Below are 26986 nucleotides of genomic sequence, written 5' to 3'. Positions count from 1 at the left end.
CGCCCGCCGCACGAGACTCTCGGCGGCCACCCTAACCTTGTTGCCATGAGCGATCGCGAGAACCTGCTGACCGAGATCAAGGACAAGGGCGTCGTGCACGGAAAGGTCGTGCTGTCCTCCGGCAAGGAGGCCGACTTCTACGTGGACATGCGCAGGGTGACCCTCGACGGGCACGCGGCGCCGCTGGTCGGCCGGGTCATGCTGGACCTCACGGAGGACCTCGACTACGAGGCCGTCGGCGGGCTGACGCTGGGCGCCGACCCGGTGGCCACGGCCATGCTGCACGCCGCGGCGGCGCGGGGCCGCAGGCTCGACGCCTTCGTCGTCCGCAAGGCGCAGAAGGCGCACGGCATGCAGCGCAGGATCGAGGGGCCGGACGTGGCCGGGCGGCGGGTGCTGGCCGTCGAGGACACCTCGACGACCGGTGGTTCCCCGCTGACGGCGGTCGAGGCGCTGCGCGAGGCGGGCGCCGAGGTCGTCGCGGTCGCCACGATCGTGGACCGTGGCGCGGCCTCGGCGATCGCCGCCGCCGGCCTGCCGTACCTGACCGCCTACACCCTCGGGGACCTCGGCCTGGCCTGATCAGTCACGGGAGACGGTGAACTCCTGGCGCTTCCCCGGACTGCCCGGGGGGCGCTCCTCCCCGTTCACCAGCACCTTGACCGAGGCGGAGTCGGCCAGCACCACTTCGAGCTTCCGCTCGAAGGAACGGACCTGCTCGCCGTCGTCCATCTCCCGGTTGATCAGCACGTCGCCCCCGGCCTCCTTCAGGAAGACCGTGGGGCAACGTTCCCGTACACACCGCACCACGACCGTGGGCACCCGCCGCGGCGAGGCGGCGGAGGGCTCAGGGGACGGCGGAGTGACGGTCGGCGTCGGCTTCGGGGCCGCGACGGAGAGCGCTCCCGACAGGGACCTGACGCCGATCACGACCAAGGCGACGAGCGCCAGCACCGCCAGAGCCGCGAGGCCGAGGCGCGCTATACCCATCGGATCAGACCTGTGGCGTCCCACAGTGTGGAGAGTAGCGGCAGGCAGCGGACCTGGGAGGGGCTTCGGCCGGACTGAGGAAGAACGGTCAGAGACCGGGCTCACCAGGGGTGCCGGTCGGCGCGCCCCGGTGGTGCCTGCCCTGCGGAGTCTGTACGGCCTTGCCCTCCTTGCGGCTCTTCAGGACCTCCCGAATGATCGGGATGACGGACAGCAGGATGATCACAAGGGCGCCCGGCAGGATGTACCGGTCGACGTTGGGCACCGCGGAGCCGACCAGGCGGCCGAAGATCAACAGGCTGTCGGTCCACAGCACGGCGCCGACGCAGTTCCACAGGAAGAACCGCTTGGCGTCCATGCCGAGCGTGCCCGCGACGGGGTTCAGGAACGTCCGCACGATCGGGATGAACCTGGCGATGACCACCGCCCTGGCCGGGCCGAACCGCTGGAAGTAGTATTCGGCCTTCTCCACGTACTCCCGCTTGAAGAGCCGGGAGTCGGGCCGGTCGAACATCTTGCGGCCGTATCTGGCGCCGAGGTGGTGGCCGAGCTGGGCCCCCACGATCGCGCAGAGGGGAGCCAGGACGAGCAGCACCGGGAACGAGAGCGGTTCCAGGCCGGGTATGGCCTTGGCCGCCTCGGCCGTGCTGAACACCCCCGCCGCGACGAGCAGCGAGTCACCTGGCAGGAAGAAGCCGAGCAGCAGCCCGGTCTCGGCGAAGATGATGCCGAGCACGCCGATGGTGGCGAACGGGCCAAGAAGGCCGAGCCACCACTTCGGGTCGAGGATGTTATGCAGGAGGTCCATCGGCGTGAAGCCTACCCGGGCAAAGCCCCCGGATCGAGAGATCTTCGCGGGCACAAGTGTTGCCCGGACTGTCCGGCTGGGAAGGAACCCGGAATACTGGCTGAGGGCCTGGCCCCGGCCGGACCCCGCGCCAGCAGTTCACCGCCGTCTCTAGGGAGATGACACCGATGCCCATCGCGACTCCAGAGGTCTACGCCGAGATGCTCAACCGGGCCAAGGCCGGTGAGTTCGCCTACCCGGCGATCAACGTGACCTCGTCCCAGACCCTCAACGCCGCGCTCAGAGGGTTCGCCGAGGCGGAGAGCGACGGCATCATCCAGGTTTCGACCGGTGGCGCCGAATTCCTCTCCGGAACCACCGTCAAGGACATGGTGACCGGCGCGACCGCGCTGGCGGAGTACGCCAGGGTCGTCGCGGCCAAGTACCCCGTGACGGTCGCCCTGCACACCGACCACTGCCCCAAGGACAAGCTCCCCGGCTTCGTGCGGCCGCTGCTGGACATCTCCCTCGAACGCGTCGCCCGCGGTCAGGACCCGTTGTTCCAGTCGCACATGTGGGACGGCTCCGCCGTACCGCTTGAGGAGAACCTGGACATCGCGCAGGAGCTGCTGGACAAGACCGCCCGCGCGAAGATCGTCCTTGAGGTGGAGATCGGCGTCGTCGGCGGCGAGGAGGATGGCGTCGTCGGAGAGATCAACGAGAAGCTCTACACCACGGCCGAGGACGCCCTGGCCACCGCCGACGCCCTCGGTCTGGGCGAGCGGGGCCGCTACATGCTGGCGGCGACCTTCGGCAACGTGCACGGCGTCTACAAGCCGGGCCACGTCAAGCTCCGTCCCGGCGTGCTGAAGGAGATCCAGGAGGCCGTCGGCACGAAGTACGGCAAGGAGAAGCCCTTCGACCTGGTCTTCCACGGCGGTTCCGGTTCGCTGCTCGAAGAGATCCACGAGGCGATCTCGTACGGCGTGATCAAGATGAACATCGACACCGACACGCAGTACGCCTTCACCCGCCCGATCGCCGACCACATGTTCAAGAACTACGACGGCGTGCTCAAGGTGGACGGCGACGTCGGCAACAAGAAGGCCTACGACCCCCGTTCGTACGGCAAGGCGGCCGAGACCTCCATGGCGGACCGTATCGCCGAGGCCTGCCGGCACCTGAAGTCCGCGGGCACCAGGCTCACCTGAGCCTGAGTCCTTCGAGCCCGGGTCCGCGTTCGGACCCGGGCTCCTCTCGTCCGGAGACCCCGGCGGCCCACCCCGTCCGGAGGCCCTGACCGGCCGCTTCGTTCGGAGGCTCCGACGGGTCATCTCGTTCGGAGATCCCGGCGGCCCGCCCCGTTCGGGGTTGACGGCGGGCCGCCGGAAAACCGTTTCCGGCCCACCCCCGTCGAGGGGCCGGACACCGGGTCACGAACCGACCTCGACCGTCCTTCCCCAGGTCTCCCGGTCCTCGACGTGCCCGATCATGTAGTCGGCCAGGTCCGCCCTGGAGACGCTGCGCAGTCCCTCCAGGTGGCCGTCGATCGCGGCGCGGGGGTGCCCTGTCGCCGGTTTGTCGGTGAGCATGGGCGGGCGGATGATCGTCCAGTCCACGGAGCCCGCCTTGACGAGGCGTTCCATGGCGGCCATGTCGGCGTAGCCGTACCGGTAGAGGCGCTGGATGACAAGCCTGGTGACCAGGCGCTGGGCCAAGGGGGTTCCCGGTGGGACCTCCAGGCCCGCGGACGACAGGCACAGCAGCCGCCGTACCCCGGTGCCGAGCATGGCGTCGATGATGTTGGACGTGCCCCGCGAGTAGACGGTCGTGGGGTGTTTGCGGTCCCTGCTGCCCAGGCAGGACAGGACCGCGTCGTGGCCGCCGACGTCCTGCCGCCATGCCGCGGGTTCCAGGACGTCGCCCCGGACCACGGTCAGCCGGGGGTCCCCGCCCACAGCCCCACCCACGACACCGCCCGCGCCGAACCTCGCCGGGTCCCGCACGACGGCGGTGACGTCGTGACCGGCGTCGAGGGCCCGGACCACGACCTGCAGGCCGGTGCCGCCCGTCGCGCCGAAGACGATCAGCTTCACGTGAGGTCCGCGAGGGTCTCGACCACGGCGACGGCCAGGGCCCGCTGGCCCGCGAGGGACAGGTGCACCCCGTCGTCGAGGTGGGCGTGGGCGCCCTCCTTCGCGACGGCGGGGCCGCCGCCGACCACGGGCTCCGGCTGGGCGGCCAGGAAGGCGCCCACGGGGTCGAGGTCGCGGTCGCTCCAGGAGAAGCCGCCCTGCAGGAACGGCTGGTAGGCCGCGACCCGCGCGTCGTCGATCGGGCTCGGCGCGACCCACACCCAGCGGGCTCCGGTGCGCGCGGTGACGATGTCGCGCAGCGCTCCCAGGTTGCGGCCGGTCTCGGCGGGGCTGACCAGGATCGGCCCCTCGGGGCCGCCGAAGCGCCGCACGTCGTTGGCACCCAGCATGCACAGCACCCAGTCGGGCCGCTGGAAGGCAACCGCGGGCGAGCCGGCCAGGGCCTGGGTGCTCGTCTGCCCGGAGACGGCCGTGTTCACCAGGACGATCCCGTCGCCGGGACGCCGCAGGGCGAGGAGGTGGCGCAGGATCTCGAACCAGGACAGCAGGTCGTCGGTCGTGCTCTCGCCGACGGCCACGACGCGGCGGCCTGGCTCGAAGGGCAGCCTGTCCACCTTCGCGGCGAACGCCGGGTCGTCGAGCAGTTCCTCCGCCGTCCGGCGCACCTGGCCCTCGTGGTCGCGGCGTATCCGCAGGTAGGCGTCCTCGTCGAGACCGAAGAGCGCGGCGACGCGGGTGTCGTCGAGCCCGCCGAGATAGCCGAGGACCTTCTCCGGGTGCTGGAACCTGATGAGCTTTTCGAGTATCGCGGTGTTCACGGGGTCTCCTTCGTGACGGTCGGGCGGCCGTTGCCGCGGGTCCGGGTGCGGGGCAACAGGAATCCGGCGGCCACCAGCCAGGCCATGCCGCCGAAACGGGCCACGGGCAGCAGTACGGCCAGCCCGGTCAGCGGGATGACGAGGGTGGTCAGCTCGGCCACCACGGCGATCACCAGGCCGGCCAGCGCGAACGGGCGCGGCAGCAGCCCGGCCAGCCAGCCCGGTACGGCGACGCCCGCGATGAGCAGTCCCAGGAAGACGACGTGCCCGACGCCGCCGGCGGCGAAGGCCAGGAAGTGCAGCGCGCGGACCACACCGGGTTCGGCGATCACCTCGGGGCGCGAGAGCGTCCAGCTGAACAGCGCGGACATGGTCAGCATGACCGAGGCGAGCGCGCCGCCCGTCAGGGCGATGACGGCGCCGGGCGCGCGGACGCCGAGGTTGTGCAGCCGGGCCGAGGCGGTCGCGGCGTAGACGGCCAGCGGGACCGAGGCGGCGAACTGCAGGAACCCGGTCACCGCGACGGCGTTGCCGTTCTCCCTGAAGTAGTCGACGGCCCCGTCCCCGAAGGGCGAGGGGAAGGTCGCGCCGCCCGCCATGATCGTGCTGACGATGATCCCGGCCAGGAACAGCACGGTGAACACGACGCCGAGGACGCCCAGCGGAGGGCCGCCCTGGCCGTTGCGCCGTACGGTCGTCTCGCTCACACGATCACCCGGCCGCCGGTCAGGTCGAGGGTGACCCCGGTCACCCAGGACGAGGCGTCCGAGACGAGGTACAGGACGGCCTGGGCGACGTCCTCGGGACGCCCGATGCGGCCCAGGGGGTAGGAGGCGGCCAGCCCGTCGAGTTGCTCGTCGGACATGAACCGCCGCATGCGTTCGTTGAGCACGGCCGAGGGGGCCACGCAGTTGACGCGGACGCCGTGCCCGCCGACCTCGTTGGCCAGGTGTTTGGTGAACATCACCACCCCGGCCTTCGCGGCGGCGTAGGCGGCGTTCGCCCCGCCGGGGTGGCGTCCCGCCGTCGAGGACATGGTGACGATCGCGCCCCGGCCCCGCTCGACCATGGCGGGCAGGAACGCGGAGACCGTCAGGTAGACCGAGGTCAGGTCGGACTCGATGACCGCGCGCCAGCGGGCGGCCCCGAGATCGGCCGTGGGGGCGGGTGCCCCGGAGCCGCCCGCGAAGGCGGCGAGGATCTCGACCCGCCCGAGCTCTCGTTCGATCCGCTCGCGCATGGCCGACACCTGGCCCTCGTCGGTGACGTCCGCGGGTACGGCAAGCGCCGTACCTCCCCGTGCGGTGATGTCGGCGACGACCTCGTCGATCGCCGCCCGGTCGCGGCCGTTCACCGCGACCTTCGCGCCGCTGGCCGCCAGGACACGGGAGGTCTCGGCACCGATCCCCCGTGAGCCGCCGGTCACCAGCGCGACCCTGCCCGTCATGTCGTGGGACACGCTCTTCTCCGTTCTCTTTACTGAACTATTCATAGCAGAGAACTATTCACTACAGCTACCATCGCTCCATGACCACAGAGGAGCACGACAGCGGGACGGCGCCATGGTCGAAGCCCAGGGGCACCGCGTTCCTGCTCTCGCAGGTGGGCGCGCACGCGGCGGCGCGCTTCGCCGAGCGGGTCGGCGCCCTGGGCGTCGCCCCCTCGGACGTCGGTCTGCTGCGCATGATCGCCATGCGCCCCGGACGCAGCCAGCAGTCCCTGGCCGGGGAGCTCGGGGTCGTGCCCAGCCGGGTCGTCACGCTGGTCGACGGCCTGGAGCGCAAGGGGCTCGTCGAACGGCGGCGCAACCCCCAGGACCGCCGTAACTACGCCCTGTACCTCACCGAGGAGGGCTCACGCGTGATGGCCGGGATGCGCGAGGTGGGCACCGCGCACGAGAACGACATCTGCGCCGCCCTCGACGAGGCCCAGCGTGAGCAGCTCGCCGCCCTCCTGGAGGCCGTCGCCGTACAGCAGGGCCTCACCCCCGGAGTCCATCCGGGCTACCGCCGCTGAGCCCGCAGAAGTAAGGCACGTCTCAGGCGGCCGATCTTGGCCTGACCCCGTCCCAACGGGTAGGACTGTCCCTATGGAATCCGAGAACCTTCTCGCCGGTCCGCCGCCCACCAGGCTGCCCGACCTGCCCGAGGCCAGGCAGGCGCTGGAGTCCGGCGCCCAGGCCTCAGACGTCGCCGCGCGCTTCCCCGCCTACCCCGCCGCCTGGGGCGCCCTCGCCGACGAGGCGTTCGCCGCCGGACACGCGGTGACCTCCTACGCCTTCGCCAGGACCGGCTATCACCGCGGTCTCGACCAGCTCCGCAGGGCGGGCTGGAAGGGCCACGGTCCCATCCCCTGGGAACACGAGCCCAACCGCGGTTTCCTGCGCTGCCTGCACGCTCTGGGCCGCGCGGCCCAGGCCATCGGCGAGAAGGACGAGGCGGAACGTTGCCAGCAGTTCCTGAGGGATTCGAGCGCCACCGCCGCCGAGGAACTGAACGGACGCTGACCCGCCAGGAAACGGACAATCCCCATTTCCCACCAGGTCAGGTATTCTCACCTCGCAAGAGCCCCTGTCGCGATTGCGTCAGGGGCTTTGGTTTTTGCGGTTGGAGACTAACGATGCCGGCTGTCGTTCTCGTGGGTGCCCAGTGGGGCGATGAGGGCAAGGGCAAGGCGACCGATCTGCTCGGTGACCAGGTCGACTACGTCGTCAGATACCAGGGTGGCAACAACGCGGGACACACGGTCGTCATCGGCGACCAGAAGTACGCGCTGCATCTGCTGCCGACGGGAGTGCTCTCCCCCAACGTCATCCCGGTGATCGGCAACGGTGTCGTCATCGACCCGGGTGTGCTGCTGAGTGAGATCGACGGCCTCCAGGCCCGTGGCGTCTCCTCGGAGCGTCTGCTCATCTCCGCGAACGCGCACTTGATCATGCCGCACCACAAGGCCCTCGACAAGGTCTCCGAGCGCTACCTCGGCAAGGCCAAGATCGGCACGACCGGCCGCGGCATCGGTCCCGCGTACGGCGACAAGATCTACCGCATGGGCATCCGGGTCCAGGACCTGCTCGACCCGGGCATCCTGCAGAAGAAGATCGAGATCGCCCTGGGTGAGAAGAACCAGATCCTCACCAAGATCTACAACCGTAGGTCCATCGACGCGAACAAGGTCCTCGACGAGTACCTCGGCTACGCCGAGCGTCTCAAGCCGCACATCGCCGACACCTCCCTGATCCTGAACAGGGCCCTCGACGAGAACAAGGTCGTGCTGCTCGAAGGCGGTCAGGGCAACCTGCTCGACATCGACCACGGCACCTACCCCTTCGTCACCTCCTCCTCCCCGACCAGCGGCGGCGCCTGCTCGGGTTCCGGCATCCCGCCGACCCGTCTGACCCGCGTGATCGGCATCCTCAAGGCCTACACGACCCGTGTCGGCTCCGGCCCGTTCCCGACCGAGCTCGACGACGAGATGGGCGACTGGCTGCGCACGACCGGCGGCGAGTACGGCGTGACCACCGGCCGCAACCGCCGTTGTGGCTGGTTCGACGCCGTCATCGCCCGCTACGCCAGCCGGATCAACGGCGTCACCGACTTCTTCCTCACCAAGCTGGACGTCCTGTCCGGCCTTGAGCGCATCCCGGTGTGCGTCGCCTACGAGGTGGACGGGGTCCGCTACGACGAGATCCCGATGACCCAGACCGACTTCCACCACGCCAAGCCGATCTACGAGGAGTTCCCCGGCTGGCAGGAGGACATCTCCGGCGCCAAGTCCTTCGAGGACCTGCCTGCCAACGCCCAGGCGTACGTCAAGACCCTGGAGAGCATGAGCGGTGCCCGCATCTCGGCCATCGGTGTCGGCCCCGGCCGTACCGAGACCCTGCAGGTCCACTCGCTGATCTGATCCCGTACGGCCCGCGGACGCGGGGACGGTGCCCGGCGCCGTCCCCGCGTCGCGTTTCCCTCTCCCTGCCTTCCCGTGCCCCCGCGCCGGGAATTCAGGCCTCGGAACCGCGCAGAGCCGCGTCGAGTTTGAGGGTGTCCTCGACGACGACGTCGTCGACCATGCGGCCCCAGCGGAGGGTGACCCACTGCATGGCGAGGTTGCGGTACGGCGTCCCGTCCCGCAGGGTGCCGACGACCTGCAGGCACACCGCGACCTTGGTGTTCCACGGCCAGCCGTTGGCCACGACGTCGACGAGCCTCAGCCGGACCCCGGGCAGACGCTCCTCGAAACGGGCGAACCACGCCCGGAACGCGTCGCGGCCTCGCACGTCCGCGCCCAGCGCCGTGTCCCCGACGAACCGGAAGCGCACATCGGGAGCGGCCATCGCGACCGCCGCCTCGTAGTCGCCCGCGCCCACCTTGCGCCAGGTTCTCCTGACAACGGACCGCACAATAGCGTGATACATGAAGCGCAAGGTATCCTGCTGACTTGCTTTAAGCAAGGGACTCAAATATGACCAGAACGGACTTCACCGGCATCGCATGTTCGATCGCCCGTTCCGCGGCGATCGTGGGTGACCCCTGGGCGCTGTTGATCATGCGTGACGTGACGCTCGGCCTGCACAGGTTCGACGACCTCCAGCGCGACCTGGGCGCTGCGACCAACGTGCTGAGCCAGCGTCTCGAACGGCTGGTGGAGGGCGGTCTGCTCCGGCGTGAGCGCTACGCCGAACGGCCCGACCGGTACGGCTACCACCTGACGGACAAGGGCCGGGACCTGGTGCCCGTCCTGCTCGCGCTGACCGCGTGGGGCGACCGCTGGGAGGCCGACGACGCGGGGCCGCCGCTGATCGTCCGGCACCACACCTGTGGCGACGACACCCGGGCCACCGTGACCTGCCGGTCGTGCGGCGGCGAGCTGACCGCCGACCAGGTCGGCTACCACCCCGGCCCCGGCGGCCGCACGGACCGCGGCACCGCCCTGATCGGCACCGTGCTCGAAAGCCCCTGAGGCGGCTACTCCTCCAGCCTGTCGATCGGATTGGCGCCCATCAGGTCGGTCGCCCCGAAGGCCCGCTCCAGTTCGGCGAAGGAACCCTCCGGGTGCCGTCGGATCTCGCCGAGGAAGCGGTCGCGCATGTGCGAGGCGAAGCCGAGGCGCGGATAGGCCCTCAGGACGCCGGAGAGATCATCCCTCCTGACGTGTTCGTAGCCGAGTCCGCCGACGTCCAGGGCGGCCCCCGCCTGGATCACGCGGTACTCGGGCACCTCCTCGGCGTGGATGTTGGCGTGCCGCAGGATCGCCTCCTCGACCAGGTGGATCCGGTCCGGATCCCAGCCACGCCCTTCGAGGAAGCGGCACGCGTGGTCGGCCCCGACGCGCGCGAACTCCGCCTCGCCGCGGTAGTCCTCGGCCAGGCCGAGGTCGTGGAGCATGGCCGCGACGAAGGCCGCCTCCTCGTCGATCCCGGGTTCGGCGACCAGGTACCGGCCGAAGAGGTAGGTGCGGTAGCTGTGGTTGAGCAGATCCACGGACTCGGCCTCGGCGGCGAGGGCGACCGCCGCCTGGGCGATGGGCGAGTCGGGAATCGAGGGAATCATCAGGTGCTCCGTACGTCACCGGTGGATGGACGATCACCATCGTCGATCGGCGAAACCGATGTCCGCAAGGACATGCACATGTCATATCCGGCCATCGCATCCGTACGGCAGAGTGGGCACCGTGACTTCGCATCTCGTCGTGATCACCGTGTACGACGGTGTCGAACTGCTCGACGTCGCCGGACCGCTTGAGGTGTTCTCCACCGCCGACCGCCTTCTCGGCGAGGGCGCGCCCGGCTACGAGATCGTGGTCGCCGGACCGGAGGCGGGCCTCGTCCGCTGCGCGGGAGGCGCCTCGATCGCCGCCGACGTCTCCTGGACGGAGCTGCGCCGCGAGATCGGGACGTTGATCGTGCCCGGTGGCCTGGTGCTGGACACGACCGGCCCCAGGATCCTGCGGGCCGAACCGCTCGTCGAGTGGCTCACCGCCCTCGCCGACCACGACGTACGGAGGATCACATCGGTCTGCGTCGGGGCCCACATCCTCGCGGCGGCCGGGCTGCTCGACGGACGGCGGGCGACGACGCACTGGGCGGCGGCGGAACGGCTCGCCGCCGACCACCCCGAGGTGACCGTCGCCCCCGACTCGATCTTCGTGCAGGACGGGCACATCTGGACGTCGGCCGGGGTGACCGCGGGCATGGACCTCGCCCTCGCCCTGGTCGCCGAGGACCACGACGCCGAACTGGCCCGCCGGGTCGCCCGGTGGCTCGTCATGTACATGCGACGGCCCGGCGGGCAGAGCCAGTTCAGCGACCTCCTCGCGCACCCCTCGGCATCGGACGCCGGGATCGCTCGCCTGCAGGCGTGGATACCGGACCACCTCACCGAGGACCTCTCCAACGAGGCGCTCGCGCGCCGGGCCGGTCTCAGCGTCCGCCACTTCTCACGGCTCTTCCGCCGCCAGGTCGGGGTCACACCCGCCGACTACGTCGAGACGATCCGGGTGGAGGCCGCGGCGCGGCACCTGCTCCACACCGGCAGCGGTCTGCGGACCATCGCGAACACGGTCGGCCTCGGCTCCGTCGAGACACTCCACCGGGTCTTCAGACAGCGCTTCGGCGTCACCCCGACGGACTACCGCGAGCGATTCACCACCTGAGCATTTCGCCGGATGACATTCTTTTGGATCACGGAGATCAGGCTATTCTGACGGGCGCCGGGAGCAAGGAATTGGTCGTTTTCCCCACCAGGATCGGAGCATTGTGCGAACGAAGCCGGGTCGTGCGGTTCTCGCGCTGACCATCCTGTTCCTCCTGGTCAACGGCAGAAGCTGTGCCGCGTGCGACGTTTCGCAGGGGCCACCGGTCACCATGCCGAAGGACGATGCCACCGCGAACGTGGTGGTCCGCGCCTATCTCGCCGCCGTCGCGGCGCGTGACTCCGACGTTGCCCGCGCCTTGTCGACGCCGTCCTATCACCGGCGTTTCCACGGCTGGCTGAACGACCCGATCAACACGTGGGCCGACGTGAAGGTCTCCAAAGTCGGCAGACCGATTTCCGACACCTATGGACCCGGCGGTTATCGGCAGGTTCAAAGAGTCCACGTCGATGTCGAGATCCGCCGGTGCAGCGAAGAGCCTCCTGACGACGACCGCCATTACCCCTACAGCTTCCTGGTCGGCAGGCAGTCAGACGACGCCCCCTGGAGAATCCTCGAATTCGGAGGGGCCGGCTGACCACCGGGCAGCGGGGCGGACGGTTCCTCGATGGGGAGGCGAGGGCGTCGGCCGCACCGGCGTCGCCGCGGTCGCGGTCACCGTGGTTGTGGGTCGTCCTTTCGGGATGATTCTCCGGAGCTCGACGGCCGCCGGATCCGCTTTCTCACTTGACGGACGTCATGTTCACGGGCGGCGCTCGACCTCGGCCAGAAAGGCGTTGACGGTGGTCTCGACGCGTTCGGGGAACTCGCCGTTGACGGCGTGCGACGCCTCCGGCCAGAGTTCGACGGTGCCGTGCCGCAGGAGGCGGCGTGCCCGTGCCACGGCCTTCTCCGGATTGTGGATGATGCTCCGGCCGCCGATCACCACCAGGGTGGGCAGGTCGATCCCGGCGATCTGCTCGTCGGTGGGGTAGTCGGGCCGGGGAAGGGCGGCGGTGAAGTCACGCATGCCGGAGGCGATCAACTCGGCGACGGGCTCGTCCTCCGAGGCGTCGGCGCCACCGGAGATCCAGCTCAGCAGGCGTCGCCGTACCGCGCCGGGCATGGGGAGCACCGACCCCAGGGAGACGACGACGACCTTCCAGGTGATGCCGCCGAAGGTGACGGCCGGTTCGAGCAGGACAAGCGAGCGGATCCCGGCCGGTCGGCGGACGACGAGGTTGAGCGCGGACCAGCCGCCGATCGACAGCCCCAGCACGTGGAGCTCCGGCTCCGGCAGGGCGTCGACCAGCGAGGTGAGCCAGGCCGCCTGGTCCTCGGAGGAGGTAAGCGGCCGGGTCTGCACGGACAGGCCCGGCTCTCCCATGAGGTCCACCGCGTACACCGGGCGGTTCCTCGCCAGGCCCGCCAGGTTGGCCTCCCACATGGGCGCGGCCGCCGCACGACCGGGCAGCAGCAACAGCGGCACCCCGTCGGCGGGCCCGAACCGGTAGGCGCGGACGGTGCCGAAGTCGGTCGGCACGTCCAGCGTCGCGCTCGGCGCGGGCAGGGTCGCCAGCGCGCGGTCGTAGGCCTGCCGATATCTGGCGTAGGCGGCGGCGTCGTGGAAGTGACCGAGCCTGTCCGCCCTGAATGCCGCTCCGACGTTCGGCGCGATGGTGTCCATGGCAACCCCCTCGTTTACGATACGATCGTACTGTAAACGCTCCACGGAGGTGATGATGCCGAAGCACGTGGACCACGACGCGCGGCGTGAGGAGATCGCCAGGGCGGCGCTTCGGCTGTGCGTGCGCGAGGGCCCGGAGGCGGTGACCGTCGGGCGCGTCGCGGTGGAGGCCTCGATCTCCAAGGGCCTGGTCCAGCACTACTTCCCCGCCAAGGAAGAGCTGTTGCGGCTGGCCGCGACCATGCGGCGGCACGACATCGAGAGCGCCTTCGCGGCAGCCGTACGGCCGGGTGATCCGCCGCGTACGGCGCTGCGGCAGGTCCTCCTGGCCCTCGTGGACCTCGGCGCCGAACAGATCCTGACGGGCCACGCCTTCCTCGCCTCGACCGCCGCGAACCCCCAGCTCCACCGGCTCTACCGGGAGGGGCTGTCCGCCGCGACGGCCGCCGTCACGCGGCTCGTCGCCGAGGCCTACGGTCCGGCCGTCGCCGCCGAGGCGGAGGCGCGCATCCTGCTCGGCGCGGCGGGCGCGCTCGCCGACGCGCTCATGCTGGGTGAGACCGACCGCGACACGGCCGTCGCGACCCTCGACCTGCAGCTGAACCGCCTCGCCGCCGATCCGGCCTCATGACCATCGGTACGGGCCCTCCGGCGCCGGAGGGCCCGTGCCCTTACTGCATCGGCACCTTGACCATGGTGGGGGTGCAGGGGATGTACAGCAGTTGCTGACAGGTGGCGGTCGTTCCGCCGCTGTTCGGCACCCCGGTCGGGAAGGGGTTCAGGAGGCTGGGGTCCGGGACGGGGTCGCCCGGCCGGACCGTCTTGACCGGCTCAAGGACGACGACGGTGCCGTGGTCGGTGCCGGTCGGGTTGCCTGAGCCCGGGGTACCGGGGTTCGGGTTACCGGGGTTGCCCGGGTTGCCGCCGCCGGGGAAGAGCCAGGAGGAGGGCGGGGTGCCGATGACGACGCCCGTCGGAGCCCAGGGGGAACCGCCCCTGCCTCCGCCACCGCCGCCACCACCGCCGGTGGAACCGCCGTCGCCCGGGGTCCAGTCCGGCGGCTCCCACACCGTCGACGACTGGCACGGGCGGGCCGGAGCGTCCGGTGCCGGCGCGCCCGCCTCGGGCACCGCCTTGACACCCACCTCGGCCGCGATCATCAGCGCGTAGTAGTTCGCCAGTACGGCGGCGCCCGCCCTGGTGGGGTGCGCGGTCTGCTGGACCCTGTTGAAGGTCGTGGGCCCCGCCTGGATGGCCAGGTTGCGGACGTACGGGCTGCGGCTGCCCAGCTCGTGTCCGGCGAAGGCGTTCTGGATGTCGAGCAGGTCGGCCTGGACACCGTGGGAGACCAGGACCTGCATCGCCTTCCTCATCGAGGCGGTCAACTGGCCCGCCAGCGGCTCCAGCTGGTCGAGGTTGGTGTTGTGCCAGTTCAGGAGCCTGCCCATCACCCCGGTCGGCAGCTGCCCCACCTTCACGCTCTGGGGGTAGTTGACGAGCATGACCCTCGTCTTCGACCCCCCGGAGGCGTGCATCGCGCGTACCAGCTGGACATAGCGGGCCGAGAGCGTCGAGGGAGTGGTGAGCGGGCGCTGCAGCGGAGGAGTGGGGGGAGCCGAGTCCGCCCATTCGGTCTCGTCCGCGCGTGAGGTGTCCAGCAGGGGCAGGTTGTTTCTGATGATCGCGCTCTGCGCGGCGCCCCCCTTCAGCATGTCCTGGACCCGCGGCCCGAACTGGACGTCGTTGCCGCCGAATCCGGCGATGACCAGGTCCGTTTCCCGGGTGATGCCCTCCTGCTGCGGCGGGTTGTCGCGGTTCTCGTTGTCCAGCTGCCGGACGAAGTAGTGCTGCGACGACGCGCCGGAGGAGGCGTTGAACCGTACGTCGAAGTGGACGTCGGGATTGGCCCGCCGCAACTGGTCGATCGCCACCATGACGGCGGCGTTGGGCGACCTGTGCCGCCAGTCGGTCTGGTAGTCCTCGGCGGAGTATCCGGGGGCGGGAACCGGCCCGTTGGGCCCGGGAATCATCGGCGGAGGGACGACGCCCTTCTTGTTGTAGTAGTCACTCGTCCCCTCACCGGACATGTAGGAGTCACCGGTGATGACGATTCTGACGACGCGTCGCCCCGGTAACGGGACCGGCTGGGTTCCGAAGGCGTTGAAGGCCGGTCCGCCGGGTCCGCTTCCCGGTTCGCAGAGGTCGGTGTTCCCGTACTCGGCGATGATCTGCCCCAACGTGAAAGGCGGGTCCTTCTCGGTCCCCGCCGGATCGAGGGGCGGTTTCGTGGGGGAGATCTGCGCGGACGCCGCGCCCGTCGCGGCCCACGTCATACCGGCGACCAACATGGCGACCGTCATGACCTGCAATTTAGGTGTTTTGCGTCGCATGCGGCGATTTTCGCAGTGGATCACAATGGCGACAATTAGACTAAAGTAGATATATTTCCTATTAGACCGGGATATTTCACCAAAGGCGCGCAAGAGCTTCCGCAACGCCGGCTCGCGATGGCCGGCGGCTTCCTGTTCCTGTCGGCCTTCGCCTCACCGCCCTCAGCGCGGCGCGGCCGGGGGGATTCGCCCGGGCGGTAAACGCATTTTCTGTGGTGGGTGTCATATCTGACATACGCGACATCCGTCGCGAGGGAAAACGCGGATGTGGAAGGGAATTCATGCTGCCGTTAAGCGGTGTGACCCAGCAGGAACCGTTCACCCACCCCCAGCTCTCCCAGCCTCCGCTCCGTGCGACGCTGCACCGGTTGGTACGGCGCGCCTACGACAGGGTCCGGCCGGCCGACCTGGGCGCGTTGCGGGTCGCGCTCGGCAGTACCGGCGTGGACAACTACGCCAGGACCGCCGCCCCGTTGAACTACGCGAACGCGGCGACCAACGACACCCTGGAAAAGCTGATCGCGGTCCTCGCCGACAAGACCCCGTACGTCGCGCAGGCCGGAAACCGGAAGAACCAGCCTCCGGGCGACGCCGGTCAGGCGGTGCTGAAGACCATGGTGGACGAGGCCACCACCGCCTTCACCCAGATCGCGGCGGGCAACGCCGACGCGCACATCACCGCCGTCTTCAACCTGCCGGACGGCACCAGGCTGCCGAAGATCAAGCAGAGGTTCACCGACGCCGCGAACGGGCTGAGGCGCCTCTACGACAACCGGATGATCCTGCTGGACAGCCGTGGTGACCTGGCCATCCAGGGTGCCGGGGCCGTGTCCTCTCCCGAGTCGCTGACCGTCCCCATGGCGTTCGCGGACGCCCGCACCGACGGCCGGGTCCGCACCCTGCTGCACGAGTCCTTCCACATCGCCGGCAAGGACATCGTGGACCACATCTACTTCGGCGCGGCGGGCTTCGCCACGGTCGACTGGCCGGCCATGAAGACCAACGCCGACCACTACGCCGAGGTGGCCAGGCGCCACACGAACCTCGTCCTGCCCGCGCCCGCGCCGCTCGCCGTACTCGCCCCGGCCGCCGGTCCGGCCCTGACGGTTCCGCAGGAGACCAGGGTGCGCCAGGCTCTGACGGAGGCCCAGGAGCGTCTCACCAAGGGCTGGGCGCGGTCGCTGTGGGTGTGGCAGAACATGGTGTTCGTCCAGAAGTACCAGAACTCCTACATCTGGCTGGATGAGGCGCCGACCGAGTTGCTGTACCGGCAGCTCATGCTGGAGTCGCAGCAGATCTCGATGACCCTGCACCACGGGCCCGGCGGCCGCTCCACCACCCCGGTCGACACCTCGCCGGTCCTTCCCCTGATCACCGCCTACGACCTCGCGGTGATGGAGGAGGTCCTGGCCGACCTGCACCGGCTGGTCGGCTGGGGTCAGGCGCAGCAGACCGTGCACGTCCTGGCGGCCGGGACGCCCCTGCCCGCGGGGAACGCGGCCCACCTGTGGGCCGCGGACGTGACGAACGCGGCGACGCCGGTGTCCAACCTCGCCGACCAGCTCGTCGCCCAGGCCACCCAGTCTCTGGCCGACCCCTGGCTGCCGACCGCCGCCGCCCTCAAGACCCTCGTGGACGGCATGCGCGCCCGTCACGGCCAACTCTCCAGCTGAACGCCGGAAGGGCGTCGGAGCCCCCTTGTCCGACGCCCTTCCCACACGCTCGGTGGATCACTCGCTCGCGATCCCCGGCAGGGTCAGGTACGGCGCGTTCGGATGGTCGGCCAGCCGGCGGGCCTTCCCGGTGCCGATGTCGACCCCGTAGACATAGGTGCGCTTCGAGTCCTGCACGACGACCGTGAGTTCCGACCCGCTCAGCCAGGGACCGGTGGCCATGACGGGTTCCCCCTCGGGGAGGCCGTTGATGGGCACCTCGCGCACCCTGCGCCCGGTGCCGACGTCGAGCAGGGTGAACGTGCGCAGCTCCTGGACCCACTTCTTGACGTCGCGTCTCTCGAAGGCGGCGACCGTACGGCCGTCGGGAGAGATCTCGCTGAAGCCCGTGAACGTGCCGTCGAAGTGCACCGTCCTGCCTCCGCCGGTGACGGGCATCAGCCGCAGGTCGGTCCTGAGGTACCGGACGAGCTCGGCGACGCCGCCGCGCACGCTGACCGCCTCGTACTGGCCGGGCACCCGCACCGTCGTGCCGGTGCGCACGTCGATCAGCAGTCCCGGCTTCTTGGTCCCCTCACGCGGGTCGAACACCACGTGACGGCCGTCGTCGGAGAGCACGAGCATGGAGCCCGCGCCGATCTGCGACTCCTTCACCGTGACGGGGGACGTCGTCTCGGAACCGCCCACGAGGTCGCGCACCACGTGCGCCCGGGCCTTCCTGCTGTAGTAGGCGAGCATGCGCCCGTCCCGGCTGATCGAGACGGGCACGCGGTGGTTCTGGGCCGTCATGGCGAGCGCCTGCGGCAGCCGGTAGGTCGTGCCCGCGCGGGTGACCACCCGCCACTCCGCGGAGGAGCAGTCGAGGGCCTTCCGCTTGTCCACCTTGCAGGGCGTCTCGTACGCGTATTCGAGCGGTCCCACGTTCCCCCCGGGCAGGTCGGCGATCGCGCCCGCCCGCAGTGACGTGGCCACCTCCGGAGACCGGGACCGCGTCACGGTCGCCATCACCGTGCCCGTGGCCACGACCGTGACGACCGTGGCGACGGCGGCCAGCACGGCGGTCGTGTGCCGTCTGCGCCGGTTCCCCGTCAGGATCCGGTCGACCATGCCGGACAGGTCCGCCGAGGGCGCCTCCTCGGCGAGGCCGTTCAGGGCTCTGCGCAGCCTCGTCATACCGCCACCTCCTGCAGTAAGGAAAGGGAACTCCGGTCGGACAACTCGGGCGCGAGCCTGCGCAGGCGGGCCAGCGCGCGGTGGGTCTGGCTCTTGACGTTGCCGACCGAACAGCCCAGCGCCTCGGCCGTCTGCGTCTCGGTGAGGTCCTCCCAGAAACGCAGCACGAGTACGGCGCGCTGTTTACGCGTCAGCTTGGTCATCGCCTGACGCAGCATGATCCGGTCGATCGTCGCCTCGTCGTGGGAGGCGCCCCGCTCGGGTGGAGAGGCGCTCGGCCACTCCCGCTGTAACCGCCGCCGCCACGAGATGTACTGGTTCATCAGCGCCTTGCGCGTGTACGCCTCGGGGTTGCCGTCAACGGACAGCTTGGGCCACTGTTTGGCGACCTTGATCAGCACGCTCTGCAGCAGGTCCTCGGCGAGGTGCGCGTCACCCGTGAGCAGGTACGCGGTCCTCGTCAGCGCCTGCTGCCGGGCGAGCACGAACTCGCGGAAGCCGTCGTGACGATCCAATGTGATCTCCTCTCGCCGGTTCCCAACGCGGCCAAACCAGCGAAAGGTTGCAGGACATCTCAAATGGAAGGAGCCCGCCCCTTCCGGCGCGGGCTCCTTGGCGGTTCACCAGGTCCTAGACGCAGTTGACGTACTCGACCCGGGACGAGTTGTAGGAGCAGGAGTCGACCAGCTTCCCCCTGGGGTCACGCAGGTAGCCGGTGTCCCTGGTCTGGTTCCAGATGTAGGCGAGCGTGCCCCCGCTCCTGCCCCAGTACCGGGTGGTCGAGGTGTTCCTCCCCTTACCGGTCCGCAGGGTCACCGTCCTGCCCGCGCCGAGGGTGAAGGCACCGAACGTGTAGATGTGGTCGGAGCGACGCGTCTCGTCGCGGATGGTCCAGCCCTTGAGGCTGACCGCTCGCCGGGTCGTGTTCTTGACCTGGATGTACTCGCCGTTCAGGCTGCTGTTCGCCCCGAAATCGGGTGACCCAGGCGAGTTGTACCAGATACGGGTGATCTGGAGGGACGGAGTCGCGGCGGCCTGAACGGGCAGGGCGGGGACGAGCGTGGCGGCGGCCAGTGCCACCGCGCAGGCCAGGGGGAGAGAACGCACCAATCCTCCGGAAGTGCAGTAAAAGGTAACTCTGCTAGTGATCCTCGCACTTCACACGTCTTTTGAGCAGGTCCCGACGGCTCACGCCGGGTCGGGCAGGTTCATCCGCGCGAGCTTGGCCGGGTCGGTGAGGGCCGTGATGGCGGCGATCCTGCCCTCGGTGACGGTGAACGCCAGGACGGAGAACGGGGTGCCGTCCTGATGCCAGGAGACGAACCCGGGCAGGCCGTTGACGAGCACCGCCCGGCCGAGGACGCCCGCGCCAGAGGACAGCCGCGCGCCCGCCGCGACCCTGGTCGCGCCAAGGACGACGATCTCTCCGGTGGGGGTGTCGACGGTCAGCTTCACCTCGGGGTCGAGCAGGCGCAGCAGTTCCTCGAAGTCGCCACGGCGGGCGGCCGCCAGGAAGGCCTGGACCACCTCGCGCCGCTCCCGACCGGCACCCGCCGGACGCTCCGTCGCCCGCACCTTCCTGCGGGCCCGGCTGGCGAGCATCTTGGCGGCGTCGGTCGACCTGCCGAGGATCTTGCCGATCTCGTCGAACGGCACCGCGAACAGGTCGTGCAGCACGAAGGCCAGCCGCTCACTCGGCCGGAGCGATTCGAGGACGACGAGAAGCGCGAGCCCGACCGAGTCGGCGAGCACCGCGTCCTCCTCGGGAGCGGGACCGTCATCGGGGGTCACCACGAACTCGGGCAGCCGGTCGTCCAGGAGCACCTCGGTGCGGGCCCGGCGCGTCCGCAGGACGTCGAGGCTGATCCTGGCGACCACCGTGGTCAGCCACCCGGCGAGGTTGGCGATGTCACCAGCGACCGCCGCGTCCTGGCGGGACAGCCGCAGCCACGCCTCCTGGACCACGTCCTCGGCGTCGGCGTGCGATCCGAGCACACGATGGGCGACCGCGCGCAGCCGGTCGCGCTGCGACTCGAACGCCTCGGCCATCGGATCGGTGGGCCTGGCCTGGCCGGTGTCGGGCATGTTGTTACCTTCCGCAGAACCGCTCCGTCATGGGTGATGACGAGCCGGAACGGGCTCAGGTAACCGACAAGGGAGCAGGAACCATGGAAGCACGCCTGAAAGGTACGGCAAGCCCCGAACTGATCGAGGGGATCACGAAGCTGTACAAGGTGATTCACTCCGGAGGTGTCGAAGGCCGTCTGCTGTCGCTGGTCCACCTGCGCGTCAGCCAGATCAACGGCTGCAGCCCGTGTGTCTTCGCCTCGGTCGCCTCGGCGAAGAAGGCCGGTGAGACCGACGAGCGGCTGCACCACGTCGTCGCGTGGCGCGAGACGTCCTTCTTCACCGACGAGGAGCGGGCCGCGCTCGCACTGGCCGAGGCCGCCACCCGGATCCAGGACGGCGCCCCCGGCGTGACCGACGAGATCTGGGACCACGCCGCCGACCACTTCACCGGCGAGCAACTGAACGCGATCACCATGGAGATCGCGCTGACCAACTTCTTCAACCGGATCAACCACACGATCCGCGAGCAGGCCGGCAAGACCTGGTGAACCGGACGGGGCGTCGTCGCGACGGACGACGCCCCGCCGGGAGCGTGAGCCGGACGCCCCCGTGGTGACCGGCTCAGCTCCCGTGCGAGGTCGGCGCACCCACTCCCCTCCGCGCCGCCAGGACGATGAGCGCTCCGGCGACGGCCCCGAGGAAGAACGGGGACGGCACGAGGACGACGCCGCCCACCACGGACCACACCGCGACACCCCAGCCGACTCCGGCGGGTACGGTCACCCCACGCCCGGCGAGGTGCCACGTCAGGCAGCCCAACAGGACCAGGGGAACGGCGAAGCCTCCCGGACCGGCCCAGAAGACGGCCTTGTCCCGCAGGGCCTCCACCAGCTGAGCCGTGTCGCCGCTCGTGCCGAGGAACGGGACGGCCGCCCACAGGCCCTGCCGTACCCAGTCGGAGATCTGCGCCCAGCCGGTGAGCACCACCACGGACAGGTGCCCCGCGCCCAGCGCGATCATGATCCCGCTCGCCCAGCGGAGCATCCTGGAGTTCATCGGGGCGTCCTTTCCGCGTGGTCACGCCAGGCGCGTTCCCAGCGCCGGGTCAGCGCCGGGTAGACGACGAGGTACCTGAAGGGCGCGATGGCGGCCATGTAGAGCCGTCCGAACAGGCCGTTGGGCTTGACGAGGACGGCCATCCTCAGTTCGTGGTCACCGTCGGCGCCTCGAACCCAGCCCAGGTGCATCACGGTGTGCACGGTCCTGTTCGCCAGTTCCCTGGCGGACTCGGTGTCGAGTTCGTAGACCGCCTTGAGCGGCATGGTCGCGCTGTCGGCGCCACGGGGGGCGTCGCGGAGGTCGTCGGGCAGGCGGTCGCGCAGCGAGCCGACCCGCGCGCCGACGCCCGAGGACGGCCTGTCCCAGCCGAGCAGCGCGCCGATCCTCCAGCGGAGGGTGAACAGGAACCGCGCGGGCCGGGGCAGCTTCGCGATCCCCCCGGCGGTCCGCATCGCCGCGAGCATCGTGGGGAAGTCGTCGGGCCCGGCGCCGGGGGTACGGAACGACCACACGTCCTCGACCGTGAAGTCCCCGGTGAGTTCGTGGACCCGCCAGGGCAGGCGGGTGTGCGCGGTTCCGGGGAGTCTCACGAGAGCCCCCGTGTCGCGTCCCAGTCGGCCATCATCGCCATCAGCGTCAGCCGGTTCAGTTCGGGCGTGGTCCCGGGGTCGAGTTCGCGGTAGCGGCGGTGCAGGTTGACCACGATCCGCTCGGCGTCCAGCCAGGTGGCGTACTCCCCGAGGTCGACGGTCTTGGCCGCCTCCGCGAAGGGGACGCCCCGGGCGTGGGCGGCGTCGGCCTGCTCGACCACATGGGTGAGGTAGCCGCGTACCGCGCGAACGCCGTCGGGGTCGGTGACCGGGCCGTGGCCGGGGACGATCGTGTGGGCGCCGGTGGCGATCATCCTGTCGCAGGCGGCGATCCAGTTGCCGACCGGGCCGCTCCACACGATGGGCGTGCAGCCGACGAACAGCAGGTCCCCCGCGAAGAGCACCCCCGCGTCGGGCACGTGCACGACCGTGTCGGCGCCGGTGTGGGCGGGACCGAGGTTCGTCAGGCGTACCTCACGCCCTCCGACGTCCAGGGCGAGCTCCCCGTCGTAGGTCCGGTCGGGCAGCCGCAGACGGATGCCGCCGAAGTCGAAGGGCCCGAACCGCTCACGGAGGTAGGAGGTCGCGGGGCCGACGTCCATGACCTGGGTGGCGGTCAGCAGCTCCGCGGGCATCTCGTGCGGCATCTCCGCGCCGGTGGCCGTGGCGGCGACGATCTCGACACCCTCGCCGAGCAGCTGGTTGCCGTGGGTGTGGTCGCCGTTGGAGTGGGTGAGGACGGCGTGGGTGAGCGGGTGCCGAGCGGTGACGTGACCCATCGCGTGGAGCATCTCGGCCGTCAACGGCAGGTCGAACAGGGTGTCCACCAGGATCGAGGCGCCCTCGCCCGCGACCAGCCCGGCGTTGCTCAGGCCGTACCCGCCGTCGGGCAGCAGCCAGGCCCACACGTCCGCGCCGACCTCGTGCAGACCGCGCGTGTAGGGCAGCCGCGACGGCGCCCTGTTCACCCGGGGCCGCGGCGGACGCCGGTCGGGGTTCTCCCGAGGCGTCAGCGCGTACGGCCTGGCCGACGCGCGAACCGTCTGCCGGGTACGGCCCAGCCCCTCGACGGCCAGCTCGACGACGTCGCCGTCCTTCAGCCAGCCGGGGAAGGAGGCCGGGTCCGCCAGGGACAAGTGCTCGACGAGGCAGCAGCCGGGCACCGTACCCGAGCCGAACACGTCACCGGGCAGCAGGTCGACACCGCGTGAGGCGTAGGAGACGACCTCGCCGAAGCTCCAGTCCATGGAGTCCGTACGGCCCGAGCCGATGACCCGGCCGTTGACGGTCGCCTCGACCCGCAGCGCGAGCCTGCCGTCGCGAAGGTAGGGCTCAAGCTCGTCCGGGGTGACCAGGAACGGACCGAGGGTGGTCGCACCGTCCTTGCCCTTGGCCTGGCCGATCGCCAGCGCGGCCTCGTGCGTCTGCAGGTCCCGCGCCGACCAGTCGTTGTAGACGGTGTAGCCGACGATGCGCTCCTCGGCCTGCTCCGGGGTGAGGTCCCGGCCGCCGGGGCCGATGACCGCCGCGATCTCCAGCTCGAAGTCGAACCAGGAACTGCCCGGGGAGATCGCCACGTCGTCGTACGGCCCGACGACCGTCGAGGGAGCGGCGAAGTAGAAGGCCGGGATCTGGTACCAGGCGTCCTTGAGCGTGCGCGGCCGCCCCATGGCCTGTTGGCAGTTGCGCATGTGGTCCAGGAAGCACAGGCAGTCGCGCATCGAGGGCGGACGCGGGATCGGCGCGCGCAGCCTGGCCCCGGCCAGCGGGACCATGTGCGCCTCCGAGGTCAGTGCCGCCTCCCCGGCCGCGCGCAGCTTCTCCGAACCCTGGCCGATGAGGTCGATCAGGCTGACGCCCGGCCCGATCGGGTGGATCCGGTCGTCGTCGACCACTCCGACGCGGTCGCCGTCGTCCGTTTCGTAGGTGACCCAACGCATGGATACCTCTTTCTATGTTGACTGACACAGAATATATCGATCAGCACTTGGTAGGTCATCGGGCATACCTGGTTTGATGGGTCACATGGCCACGCGACGTACCGAGATGACGCAGGAGAGCCGCCGGCTGCTGGTGACGGCCGCGTCCGAACTCTTCGCCGAGAAGGGCTACCGGCAGACGAGCTTCATCGACATCGCCGACCGGGCCGGTATCAGCCGTGGCTCCATCCCCTGGCACTTCGGCAACAAGCTGGGCCTGCTTGAGGCGGTGATCGACGACCGCCTCGACGCCATGCTGACCGCCTTCGGCCCGGCCCCGGCGTCCGGCCCGGCCTCAGGAACCTCGGCTTCCGGCCCGGCTTCAGAAGGCTCGGCCGCAGGGGAGGTGCGCGGCGACCCGCTGGAGCAGGTGATGGCCTTCATCCGCATGCCCGTCGCACGCCTGTTCATCACCCTGCTCGCCGAGGCCGTCGAGGCCGACTCACCGATCCGCGACCACTACGCCCGGCTCCACGTGGCCCTCAGGGAGGCCGTACGAGCCTGGATCCCGGAACACGCCGTTCCCCCGGGAACCACCCCGGAGGCGTTCACGGTCGTCCTGGTGGGAACCGTCATCGGCATCCACGCCCAGTGGCGGATAACCCCGGAAACAGTAGACCTGGAAGCCGTCCGCACCGCACTCCGCGCCCTGCTTCCCACGGTCCTGGAGAGCATCGGGACCGACCGGGGGTGACGAGCGACCAGGACGCCGGAGTCGAGACGACCCCACTGGAGGCCGCGTTGCGAACCCTTCAGGGTGATAAGTGAGCCGAAGATAAAGTCCCAGGTCAGGCATCGCAGGAGCGGGATTCGCTCGCGGGCGCCAGAGGCCGAGACGAGACATCGGTGCACGGCTCGGTCATACCGATCCCCTCGTTGAAGGCGTCAGACCAGATCCGGTAGCAACTGAGGTACGGCGAGCACCCTCAAAAGTGAGCGTTTCAGCTGGGCCGGTGTTGTTCGGGTTGGGGTGGCAGGACGATGCGGTCCACGCGGATGGCGCGGTCGGATGGGATGACGATGGGGTCGGCGACCTCGACCACTCGGCCCTGGGCGAGGGTGCGGCGAACGATGGAGAAGACGGGGATTCCGCTGCCGATGCCGAGGGTCGCGCCCTCCTGGGCGTCGGGCATGCGGGCGGTGGTCTCCTCGGTGATCTCGTCGACCTCGATGTTGAGGGTTCTGAGCTGGGCGATGTTGCCGCCGGGCCAGGGTTCGTTCTTCGGGTCGGCGACGGCGGTGCCCTCGACGTCGGCGGCCAGCAGGCAGGAGCGTGAAGTCTGGGAGGGCAGGCCGTTGGCGTAGAAGACGAAGCGGCGTTCCAGGACCCTGGTGCCGGGTTCGACGCCGAACAGGGCGGCCAGGCGTGGGTCCGCGGTGATCCACTGGTAGGCCTTGTCGAGGCGGTATTCCGACCATCCGATGCCCGCGTCCCGGGTGAAGGAGGTCTGGGGTACGGTCTGCGGTCCGGCGTCGGCGAGATAGCGGTCCATGGAGATCCGGCGGACCGGTGGGCGTTCGCGGACGGTGGTGCCGCCTCGGCCGCGTGTTTCGACGAGTCCTTGGCCTTTCAGGTCGTCGATGGCTTTGCGGATGACGATCTCGGAGACGCCGTAGCGCTGGGCGAGGTCGGCGTGTCTGGGCAGTCGTGTTCCTGCGGGAAGGTCACCTCGCAGGATCGCCTCGCGCAGCTCGGCCGCGACGTGTTCGTAGGCATGACCCCGCACCGGTTCTCCCTTTCTTGGAAGGATCTTTGTCGAACGGCTTGACAGGCACGATACCGGTCTCCATTCTCGTATACGCCAATCAGTTAACGTATACGAGAACGGGGGCTGGGTGACAACTCCACACGATCCGGCACATCTCGCACGCCTGACATTCCGATGGCGTGACGAGCACTGGCACCTCATCGAGGAACCGGAGCCCATCGTGGTCATCGTCAGCGACCGCCTGTCGAAAGGGGACCGATACCCCACAACGGAGAGCGCCGAAAGCGCCTTCTGGGACTCGGTGACAGGCGCCCTCCTCGCTCACTCCGAGCGCCTGGCCAGCGCACAGTGGCCAGGCGCGGAACTCGCCGTCATCCGCGACCACGGCGACCACGTCCACCTGGCGGAGAAAACCATCCGAAGCGGTTGCCCACCAATATGCCAGGCCTGGACGCTCACCGACGCCGCGACCGGCATCACCGCCTTCCTGCGCCGACTACGTCTACTGGCCGAGAAGGAACTCTCCGACCACGCAAGTCCTTGATCGCGGAAAAGCACAACAGCACCCCAGGCCAAGGGCGCTGACCGCAAACGTTCGGTGATCGAAACGAATGATCGCACCCGCCCTACCAGCGTGGCCACCAACCGGAAGACACCTACGGCCACGCCAACCGCGTATCGAACACCGCACTGAGCACTTCCCGAAACAGGGCCTCTACCCGGAAACCGCTACCACCCGACAGGCCCTTGAGCAGAAGAGGAGGTTCGATTCATGGAGACTCCGGCCTGCCAGACGATCCCTGGCTGGCGGTTGATCATCAGTGATGCCGGACGGTTCTGGGCGATCCGCAATCGGGCGTTCCCGAGTACGGCGTTGCGGGCCGGTGCGGAGCCGACCGTGGACGCCGACACCTTCGAGGAGGTCCGGGAGGCCGTGGCCGCGCAGGAGGAGAAGGCCCGGGAGGCCGTCGCGGCTGTTGAGGGGGTGCCTTCGTGACCGGGCGGCATCGGGACGGCCTGCCGTACGCGCCGGTGTATCGGCGGGTGTGGGACGGGCCTGCGCGGGCCGAGGCTGAACGGATCGACCTGGCCTGGGCCGACTGGACCGTCCTCTACAGCCTGGGGCGACGTTCCTTCTACGCGATGGCCTCCTGGGACGGTCCGCGTCCGGTGATCGTCGAGGACTCCACTTCCGAGGGGTTGGAGGAGCGGATGCGGGAGGCGGAGATGATCCGGGCGATTCGGCTCGCGCCACCTTCACTGGCTCGACGGGGACGCCTTACCTCCGAGGTGGCGAGGGTCGGTGGACGGCGTTCGCCGGGTGGGAGGGCGGCATGA

At 69.8% G+C, this 26986-nt stretch carries 33 protein-coding genes; 15 read left to right on the top strand and 18 right to left on the bottom strand.

The annotated features are described in order from the left end of the window. The first annotated feature begins 45 nt into the window (after positions 1–45). A complete protein-coding gene (gene pyrE, locus ABZ470_RS18130) occupies positions 46–582 on the top strand; it encodes an orotate phosphoribosyltransferase (RefSeq protein WP_362777740.1) in 537 nt (178 codons plus the stop codon). Here the strand turns inward: pyrE and ABZ470_RS18125 are convergent, their stop codons facing one another. Next, positions 583–990: a hypothetical protein gene (locus ABZ470_RS18125; protein WP_352011099.1), complete on the bottom strand. Its 408-nt coding sequence runs from the start codon at positions 988–990 to the stop codon at positions 583–585. It abuts the gene before it with no gap. A gap of 88 nt (positions 991–1078) precedes the next feature. Next, a complete protein-coding gene (locus ABZ470_RS18120; protein WP_352011100.1) occupies positions 1079–1798 on the bottom strand; it encodes a VTT domain-containing protein in 720 nt (239 codons plus the stop codon). A 167-nt stretch (positions 1799–1965) separates the two neighbouring features. On the opposite strand from ABZ470_RS18120, the gene fbaA reads away from it, so the two are divergent. Next, positions 1966–2988: a class II fructose-bisphosphate aldolase gene (fbaA, locus tag ABZ470_RS18115; protein ID WP_352011101.1), complete on the top strand. Its 1023-nt coding sequence runs from the start codon at positions 1966–1968 to the stop codon at positions 2986–2988. 222 nt (positions 2989–3210) lie between these two features. Here fbaA and ABZ470_RS18110 read toward each other — a convergent pair whose 3' ends face one another. From ABZ470_RS18110 to ABZ470_RS18095, 4 genes are read right to left on the bottom strand one after another with little or no spacing between them, the layout of a single operon-like run. Further along, a complete protein-coding gene (locus tag ABZ470_RS18110) occupies positions 3211–3873 on the bottom strand; it encodes an SDR family oxidoreductase (RefSeq protein ID WP_362912338.1) in 663 nt (220 codons plus the stop codon). Further along, positions 3870–4691, bottom strand: a complete 822-nt coding sequence (locus ABZ470_RS18105) for a GDSL-type esterase/lipase family protein (RefSeq protein WP_362912336.1) — start codon at positions 4689–4691, stop codon at positions 3870–3872. Before ABZ470_RS18105 ends, ABZ470_RS18110 begins: the two co-directional genes overlap by 4 nt. Beyond that, a complete protein-coding gene (locus tag ABZ470_RS18100; protein WP_362912334.1) occupies positions 4688–5398 on the bottom strand; it encodes a hypothetical protein in 711 nt (236 codons plus the stop codon). The genes ABZ470_RS18105 and ABZ470_RS18100 overlap by 4 nt, the downstream gene beginning before the upstream one ends. Then, positions 5395–6150: an SDR family NAD(P)-dependent oxidoreductase gene (locus ABZ470_RS18095; RefSeq protein ID WP_362912332.1), complete on the bottom strand. Its 756-nt coding sequence runs from the start codon at positions 6148–6150 to the stop codon at positions 5395–5397. Before ABZ470_RS18095 ends, ABZ470_RS18100 begins: the two co-directional genes overlap by 4 nt. 68 nt (positions 6151–6218) lie before the next feature. Here ABZ470_RS18095 and ABZ470_RS18090 point away from each other — a divergent pair, with 68 nt between their 5' ends. From ABZ470_RS18090 to ABZ470_RS18080, 3 genes are all read left to right on the top strand, one after another. Next, positions 6219–6707: a MarR family transcriptional regulator gene (locus ABZ470_RS18090; RefSeq protein ID WP_362777731.1), complete on the top strand. Its 489-nt coding sequence runs from the start codon at positions 6219–6221 to the stop codon at positions 6705–6707. Between the two features lie 73 nt (positions 6708–6780). Continuing rightward, entirely contained in the window at positions 6781–7197 is a 417-nt protein-coding gene (locus tag ABZ470_RS18085) for a DUF3151 domain-containing protein (RefSeq protein ID WP_352011107.1), read from the top strand. 113 nt (positions 7198–7310) lie between these two features. Continuing rightward, positions 7311–8594, top strand: a complete 1284-nt coding sequence (locus tag ABZ470_RS18080; RefSeq protein ID WP_352011108.1) for an adenylosuccinate synthase — start codon at positions 7311–7313, stop codon at positions 8592–8594. 94 nt (positions 8595–8688) lie between these two features. Here ABZ470_RS18080 and ABZ470_RS18075 read toward each other — a convergent pair whose 3' ends face one another. Next, a complete protein-coding gene (locus ABZ470_RS18075; RefSeq protein WP_362912330.1) occupies positions 8689–9102 on the bottom strand; it encodes a nuclear transport factor 2 family protein in 414 nt (137 codons plus the stop codon). 47 nt (positions 9103–9149) lie between these two features. On the opposite strand from ABZ470_RS18075, the gene ABZ470_RS18070 reads away from it, so the two are divergent. Continuing rightward, entirely contained in the window at positions 9150–9647 is a 498-nt protein-coding gene (locus tag ABZ470_RS18070) for a helix-turn-helix domain-containing protein (RefSeq protein WP_352011110.1), read from the top strand. Positions 9648–9652: 5 nt separating this feature from the next. Here the strand turns inward: ABZ470_RS18070 and ABZ470_RS18065 are convergent, their stop codons facing one another. Further along, positions 9653–10237, bottom strand: coding sequence for an HD domain-containing protein (locus ABZ470_RS18065; protein WP_362912327.1), 585 nt, complete (start codon positions 10235–10237; stop codon positions 9653–9655). Positions 10238–10358: 121 nt separating this feature from the next. On the opposite strand from ABZ470_RS18065, the gene ABZ470_RS18060 reads away from it, so the two are divergent. After that, positions 10359–11339 (top strand): GlxA family transcriptional regulator, encoded by a 981-nt coding sequence (locus tag ABZ470_RS18060; protein ID WP_362912325.1) that lies wholly within the window; start codon positions 10359–10361, stop codon positions 11337–11339. Positions 11340–11442: 103 nt separating this feature from the next. After that, positions 11443–11916, top strand: a complete 474-nt coding sequence (locus ABZ470_RS18055; RefSeq protein ID WP_362912323.1) for a hypothetical protein — start codon at positions 11443–11445, stop codon at positions 11914–11916. Between the two features lie 165 nt (positions 11917–12081). On the opposite strand, the gene ABZ470_RS18050 is transcribed toward ABZ470_RS18055, so the two are convergent. Continuing rightward, positions 12082–13005 (bottom strand): alpha/beta hydrolase, encoded by a 924-nt coding sequence (locus ABZ470_RS18050; RefSeq protein ID WP_362912321.1) that lies wholly within the window; start codon positions 13003–13005, stop codon positions 12082–12084. 55 nt (positions 13006–13060) lie between these two features. Here ABZ470_RS18050 and ABZ470_RS18045 point away from each other — a divergent pair, with 55 nt between their 5' ends. After that, complete coding sequence (locus tag ABZ470_RS18045; RefSeq protein WP_362912319.1) at positions 13061–13636, top strand: TetR family transcriptional regulator; 576 nt, start codon at positions 13061–13063, stop codon at positions 13634–13636. Between the two features lie 40 nt (positions 13637–13676). Here ABZ470_RS18045 and ABZ470_RS18040 read toward each other — a convergent pair whose 3' ends face one another. After that, positions 13677–15365 (bottom strand): hypothetical protein, encoded by a 1689-nt coding sequence (locus ABZ470_RS18040; RefSeq protein ID WP_362912317.1) that lies wholly within the window; start codon positions 15363–15365, stop codon positions 13677–13679. 311 nt (positions 15366–15676) lie between these two features. On the opposite strand from ABZ470_RS18040, the gene ABZ470_RS18035 reads away from it, so the two are divergent. Continuing rightward, the gene (locus ABZ470_RS18035; protein ID WP_362912315.1) at positions 15677–17068 is read left to right on the top strand and encodes a hypothetical protein; all 1392 of its coding nucleotides are present in this window, start codon (positions 15677–15679) and stop codon (positions 17066–17068) included. Positions 17069–17125: 57 nt separating this feature from the next. Here ABZ470_RS18035 and ABZ470_RS18030 read toward each other — a convergent pair whose 3' ends face one another. The 4 genes from ABZ470_RS18030 to ABZ470_RS18015 all read right to left on the bottom strand — a co-directional run bounded on the left by ABZ470_RS18030 (position 17126) and on the right by ABZ470_RS18015 (position 20326). Continuing rightward, complete coding sequence (locus ABZ470_RS18030) at positions 17126–18241, bottom strand: hypothetical protein (protein ID WP_362912313.1); 1116 nt, start codon at positions 18239–18241, stop codon at positions 17126–17128. Then, positions 18238–18756 carry a SigE family RNA polymerase sigma factor gene (locus ABZ470_RS18025; RefSeq protein ID WP_352011120.1) on the bottom strand — a complete coding sequence of 173 codons (519 nt, stop codon included), beginning with the start codon at positions 18754–18756 and terminating at the stop codon, positions 18238–18240. Before ABZ470_RS18025 ends, ABZ470_RS18030 begins: the two co-directional genes overlap by 4 nt. Before the next feature lie 115 nt (positions 18757–18871). Further along, entirely contained in the window at positions 18872–19348 is a 477-nt protein-coding gene (locus ABZ470_RS18020; RefSeq protein ID WP_362912310.1) for a lamin tail domain-containing protein, read from the bottom strand. Between the two features lie 81 nt (positions 19349–19429). Next, complete coding sequence (locus ABZ470_RS18015; RefSeq protein ID WP_362912308.1) at positions 19430–20326, bottom strand: sigma-70 family RNA polymerase sigma factor; 897 nt, start codon at positions 20324–20326, stop codon at positions 19430–19432. An 83-nt stretch (positions 20327–20409) separates the two neighbouring features. Here ABZ470_RS18015 and ABZ470_RS18010 point away from each other — a divergent pair, with 83 nt between their 5' ends. Next, positions 20410–20859 (top strand): carboxymuconolactone decarboxylase family protein, encoded by a 450-nt coding sequence (locus ABZ470_RS18010; RefSeq protein ID WP_362912306.1) that lies wholly within the window; start codon positions 20410–20412, stop codon positions 20857–20859. Positions 20860–20932: 73 nt separating this feature from the next. Here the strand turns inward: ABZ470_RS18010 and ABZ470_RS18005 are convergent, their stop codons facing one another. Genes ABZ470_RS18005 through ABZ470_RS17995 form a run of 3 tightly spaced genes read right to left on the bottom strand, consistent with a single transcriptional unit; the run spans position 20933 to position 23900 of the window. Beyond that, entirely contained in the window at positions 20933–21367 is a 435-nt protein-coding gene (locus ABZ470_RS18005) for a DUF6463 family protein (protein WP_362912304.1), read from the bottom strand. Further along, entirely contained in the window at positions 21364–21960 is a 597-nt protein-coding gene (locus ABZ470_RS18000) for a DUF2867 domain-containing protein (RefSeq protein WP_362912302.1), read from the bottom strand. The genes ABZ470_RS18005 and ABZ470_RS18000 overlap by 4 nt, the downstream gene beginning before the upstream one ends. Next, positions 21957–23900 (bottom strand): fumarylacetoacetate hydrolase family protein, encoded by a 1944-nt coding sequence (locus ABZ470_RS17995; protein WP_362912300.1) that lies wholly within the window; start codon positions 23898–23900, stop codon positions 21957–21959. The genes ABZ470_RS18000 and ABZ470_RS17995 overlap by 4 nt, the downstream gene beginning before the upstream one ends. Positions 23901–23985: 85 nt before the next feature. Here ABZ470_RS17995 and ABZ470_RS17990 point away from each other — a divergent pair, with 85 nt between their 5' ends. Further along, a complete protein-coding gene (locus tag ABZ470_RS17990) occupies positions 23986–24633 on the top strand; it encodes a TetR family transcriptional regulator (RefSeq protein WP_362912298.1) in 648 nt (215 codons plus the stop codon). Positions 24634–24880: 247 nt separating this feature from the next. On the opposite strand, the gene ABZ470_RS17985 is transcribed toward ABZ470_RS17990, so the two are convergent. Next, positions 24881–25666, bottom strand: a complete 786-nt coding sequence (locus tag ABZ470_RS17985; protein WP_352011128.1) for a GntR family transcriptional regulator — start codon at positions 25664–25666, stop codon at positions 24881–24883. A gap of 202 nt (positions 25667–25868) precedes the next feature. Here ABZ470_RS17985 and ABZ470_RS17980 point away from each other — a divergent pair, with 202 nt between their 5' ends. The 3 genes from ABZ470_RS17980 (at position 25869) to ABZ470_RS17970 (ending at position 26986) form a co-directional block, all read left to right on the top strand. Then, positions 25869–26192, top strand: coding sequence for a hypothetical protein (locus tag ABZ470_RS17980; protein ID WP_352011129.1), 324 nt, complete (start codon positions 25869–25871; stop codon positions 26190–26192). Between the two features lie 228 nt (positions 26193–26420). After that, on the top strand, positions 26421–26645 hold the full coding sequence (locus ABZ470_RS17975) for a hypothetical protein (protein WP_362777688.1): 225 nt from the start codon (positions 26421–26423) through the stop codon (positions 26643–26645). Beyond that, positions 26642–26986, top strand: coding sequence for a hypothetical protein (locus ABZ470_RS17970; RefSeq protein WP_362912296.1), 345 nt, complete (start codon positions 26642–26644; stop codon positions 26984–26986). Before ABZ470_RS17975 ends, ABZ470_RS17970 begins: the two co-directional genes overlap by 4 nt.

It is taken from the genome of Streptosporangium sp. NPDC020072, from assembly GCF_040631445.1.
Classification (GTDB): Bacteria; Actinomycetota; Actinomycetes; order Streptosporangiales; family Streptosporangiaceae; genus Streptosporangium.
The sequence above is the reverse complement of the archived record's forward strand: the minus strand, read 5'-3'. Positions and strand labels throughout refer to the sequence as shown.

Bases quoted from the DNA above. Each gene is read 5' to 3' on its own strand.
- ABZ470_RS17990 (WP_362912298.1), top strand. From the start codon at position 23,986: ATGGCCACGCGACGTACCGAGATGACGCAGGAGAGCCGCCGGCTGCTG.
- ABZ470_RS18005 (WP_362912304.1), bottom strand. From the start codon at position 21,367: ATGAACTCCAGGATGCTCCGCTGGGCGAGCGGGATCATGATCGCGCTG.
- ABZ470_RS18040 (WP_362912317.1), bottom strand. From the start codon at position 15,365: ATGACGGTCGCCATGTTGGTCGCCGGTATGACGTGGGCCGCGACGGGC.
- ABZ470_RS18085 (WP_352011107.1), top strand. From the start codon at position 6,781: ATGGAATCCGAGAACCTTCTCGCCGGTCCGCCGCCCACCAGGCTGCCC.
- ABZ470_RS18030 (WP_362912313.1), bottom strand. From the start codon at position 18,241: ATGACGAGGCTGCGCAGAGCCCTGAACGGCCTCGCCGAGGAGGCGCCC.
- ABZ470_RS18070 (WP_352011110.1), top strand. From the start codon at position 9,150: ATGACCAGAACGGACTTCACCGGCATCGCATGTTCGATCGCCCGTTCC.
- pyrE (WP_362777740.1), top strand. From the start codon at position 46: ATGAGCGATCGCGAGAACCTGCTGACCGAGATCAAGGACAAGGGCGTC.
- ABZ470_RS17995 (WP_362912300.1), bottom strand. From the start codon at position 23,900: ATGCGTTGGGTCACCTACGAAACGGACGACGGCGACCGCGTCGGAGTG.
- ABZ470_RS17975 (WP_362777688.1), top strand. From the start codon at position 26,421: ATGGAGACTCCGGCCTGCCAGACGATCCCTGGCTGGCGGTTGATCATC.
- ABZ470_RS18075 (WP_362912330.1), bottom strand. From the start codon at position 9,102: ATGTATCACGCTATTGTGCGGTCCGTTGTCAGGAGAACCTGGCGCAAG.
- ABZ470_RS18065 (WP_362912327.1), bottom strand. From the start codon at position 10,237: ATGATTCCCTCGATTCCCGACTCGCCCATCGCCCAGGCGGCGGTCGCC.
- ABZ470_RS18010 (WP_362912306.1), top strand. From the start codon at position 20,410: ATGGAAGCACGCCTGAAAGGTACGGCAAGCCCCGAACTGATCGAGGGG.
- ABZ470_RS18120 (WP_352011100.1), bottom strand. From the start codon at position 1,798: ATGGACCTCCTGCATAACATCCTCGACCCGAAGTGGTGGCTCGGCCTT.
- ABZ470_RS18045 (WP_362912319.1), top strand. From the start codon at position 13,061: ATGCCGAAGCACGTGGACCACGACGCGCGGCGTGAGGAGATCGCCAGG.
- ABZ470_RS18090 (WP_362777731.1), top strand. From the start codon at position 6,219: ATGACCACAGAGGAGCACGACAGCGGGACGGCGCCATGGTCGAAGCCC.
- ABZ470_RS18050 (WP_362912321.1), bottom strand. From the start codon at position 13,005: ATGGACACCATCGCGCCGAACGTCGGAGCGGCATTCAGGGCGGACAGG.
- ABZ470_RS18125 (WP_352011099.1), bottom strand. From the start codon at position 990: ATGGGTATAGCGCGCCTCGGCCTCGCGGCTCTGGCGGTGCTGGCGCTC.
- ABZ470_RS18080 (WP_352011108.1), top strand. From the start codon at position 7,311: ATGCCGGCTGTCGTTCTCGTGGGTGCCCAGTGGGGCGATGAGGGCAAG.
- fbaA (WP_352011101.1), top strand. From the start codon at position 1,966: ATGCCCATCGCGACTCCAGAGGTCTACGCCGAGATGCTCAACCGGGCC.
- ABZ470_RS18035 (WP_362912315.1), top strand. From the start codon at position 15,677: ATGCTGCCGTTAAGCGGTGTGACCCAGCAGGAACCGTTCACCCACCCC.
- ABZ470_RS18015 (WP_362912308.1), bottom strand. From the start codon at position 20,326: ATGCCCGACACCGGCCAGGCCAGGCCCACCGATCCGATGGCCGAGGCG.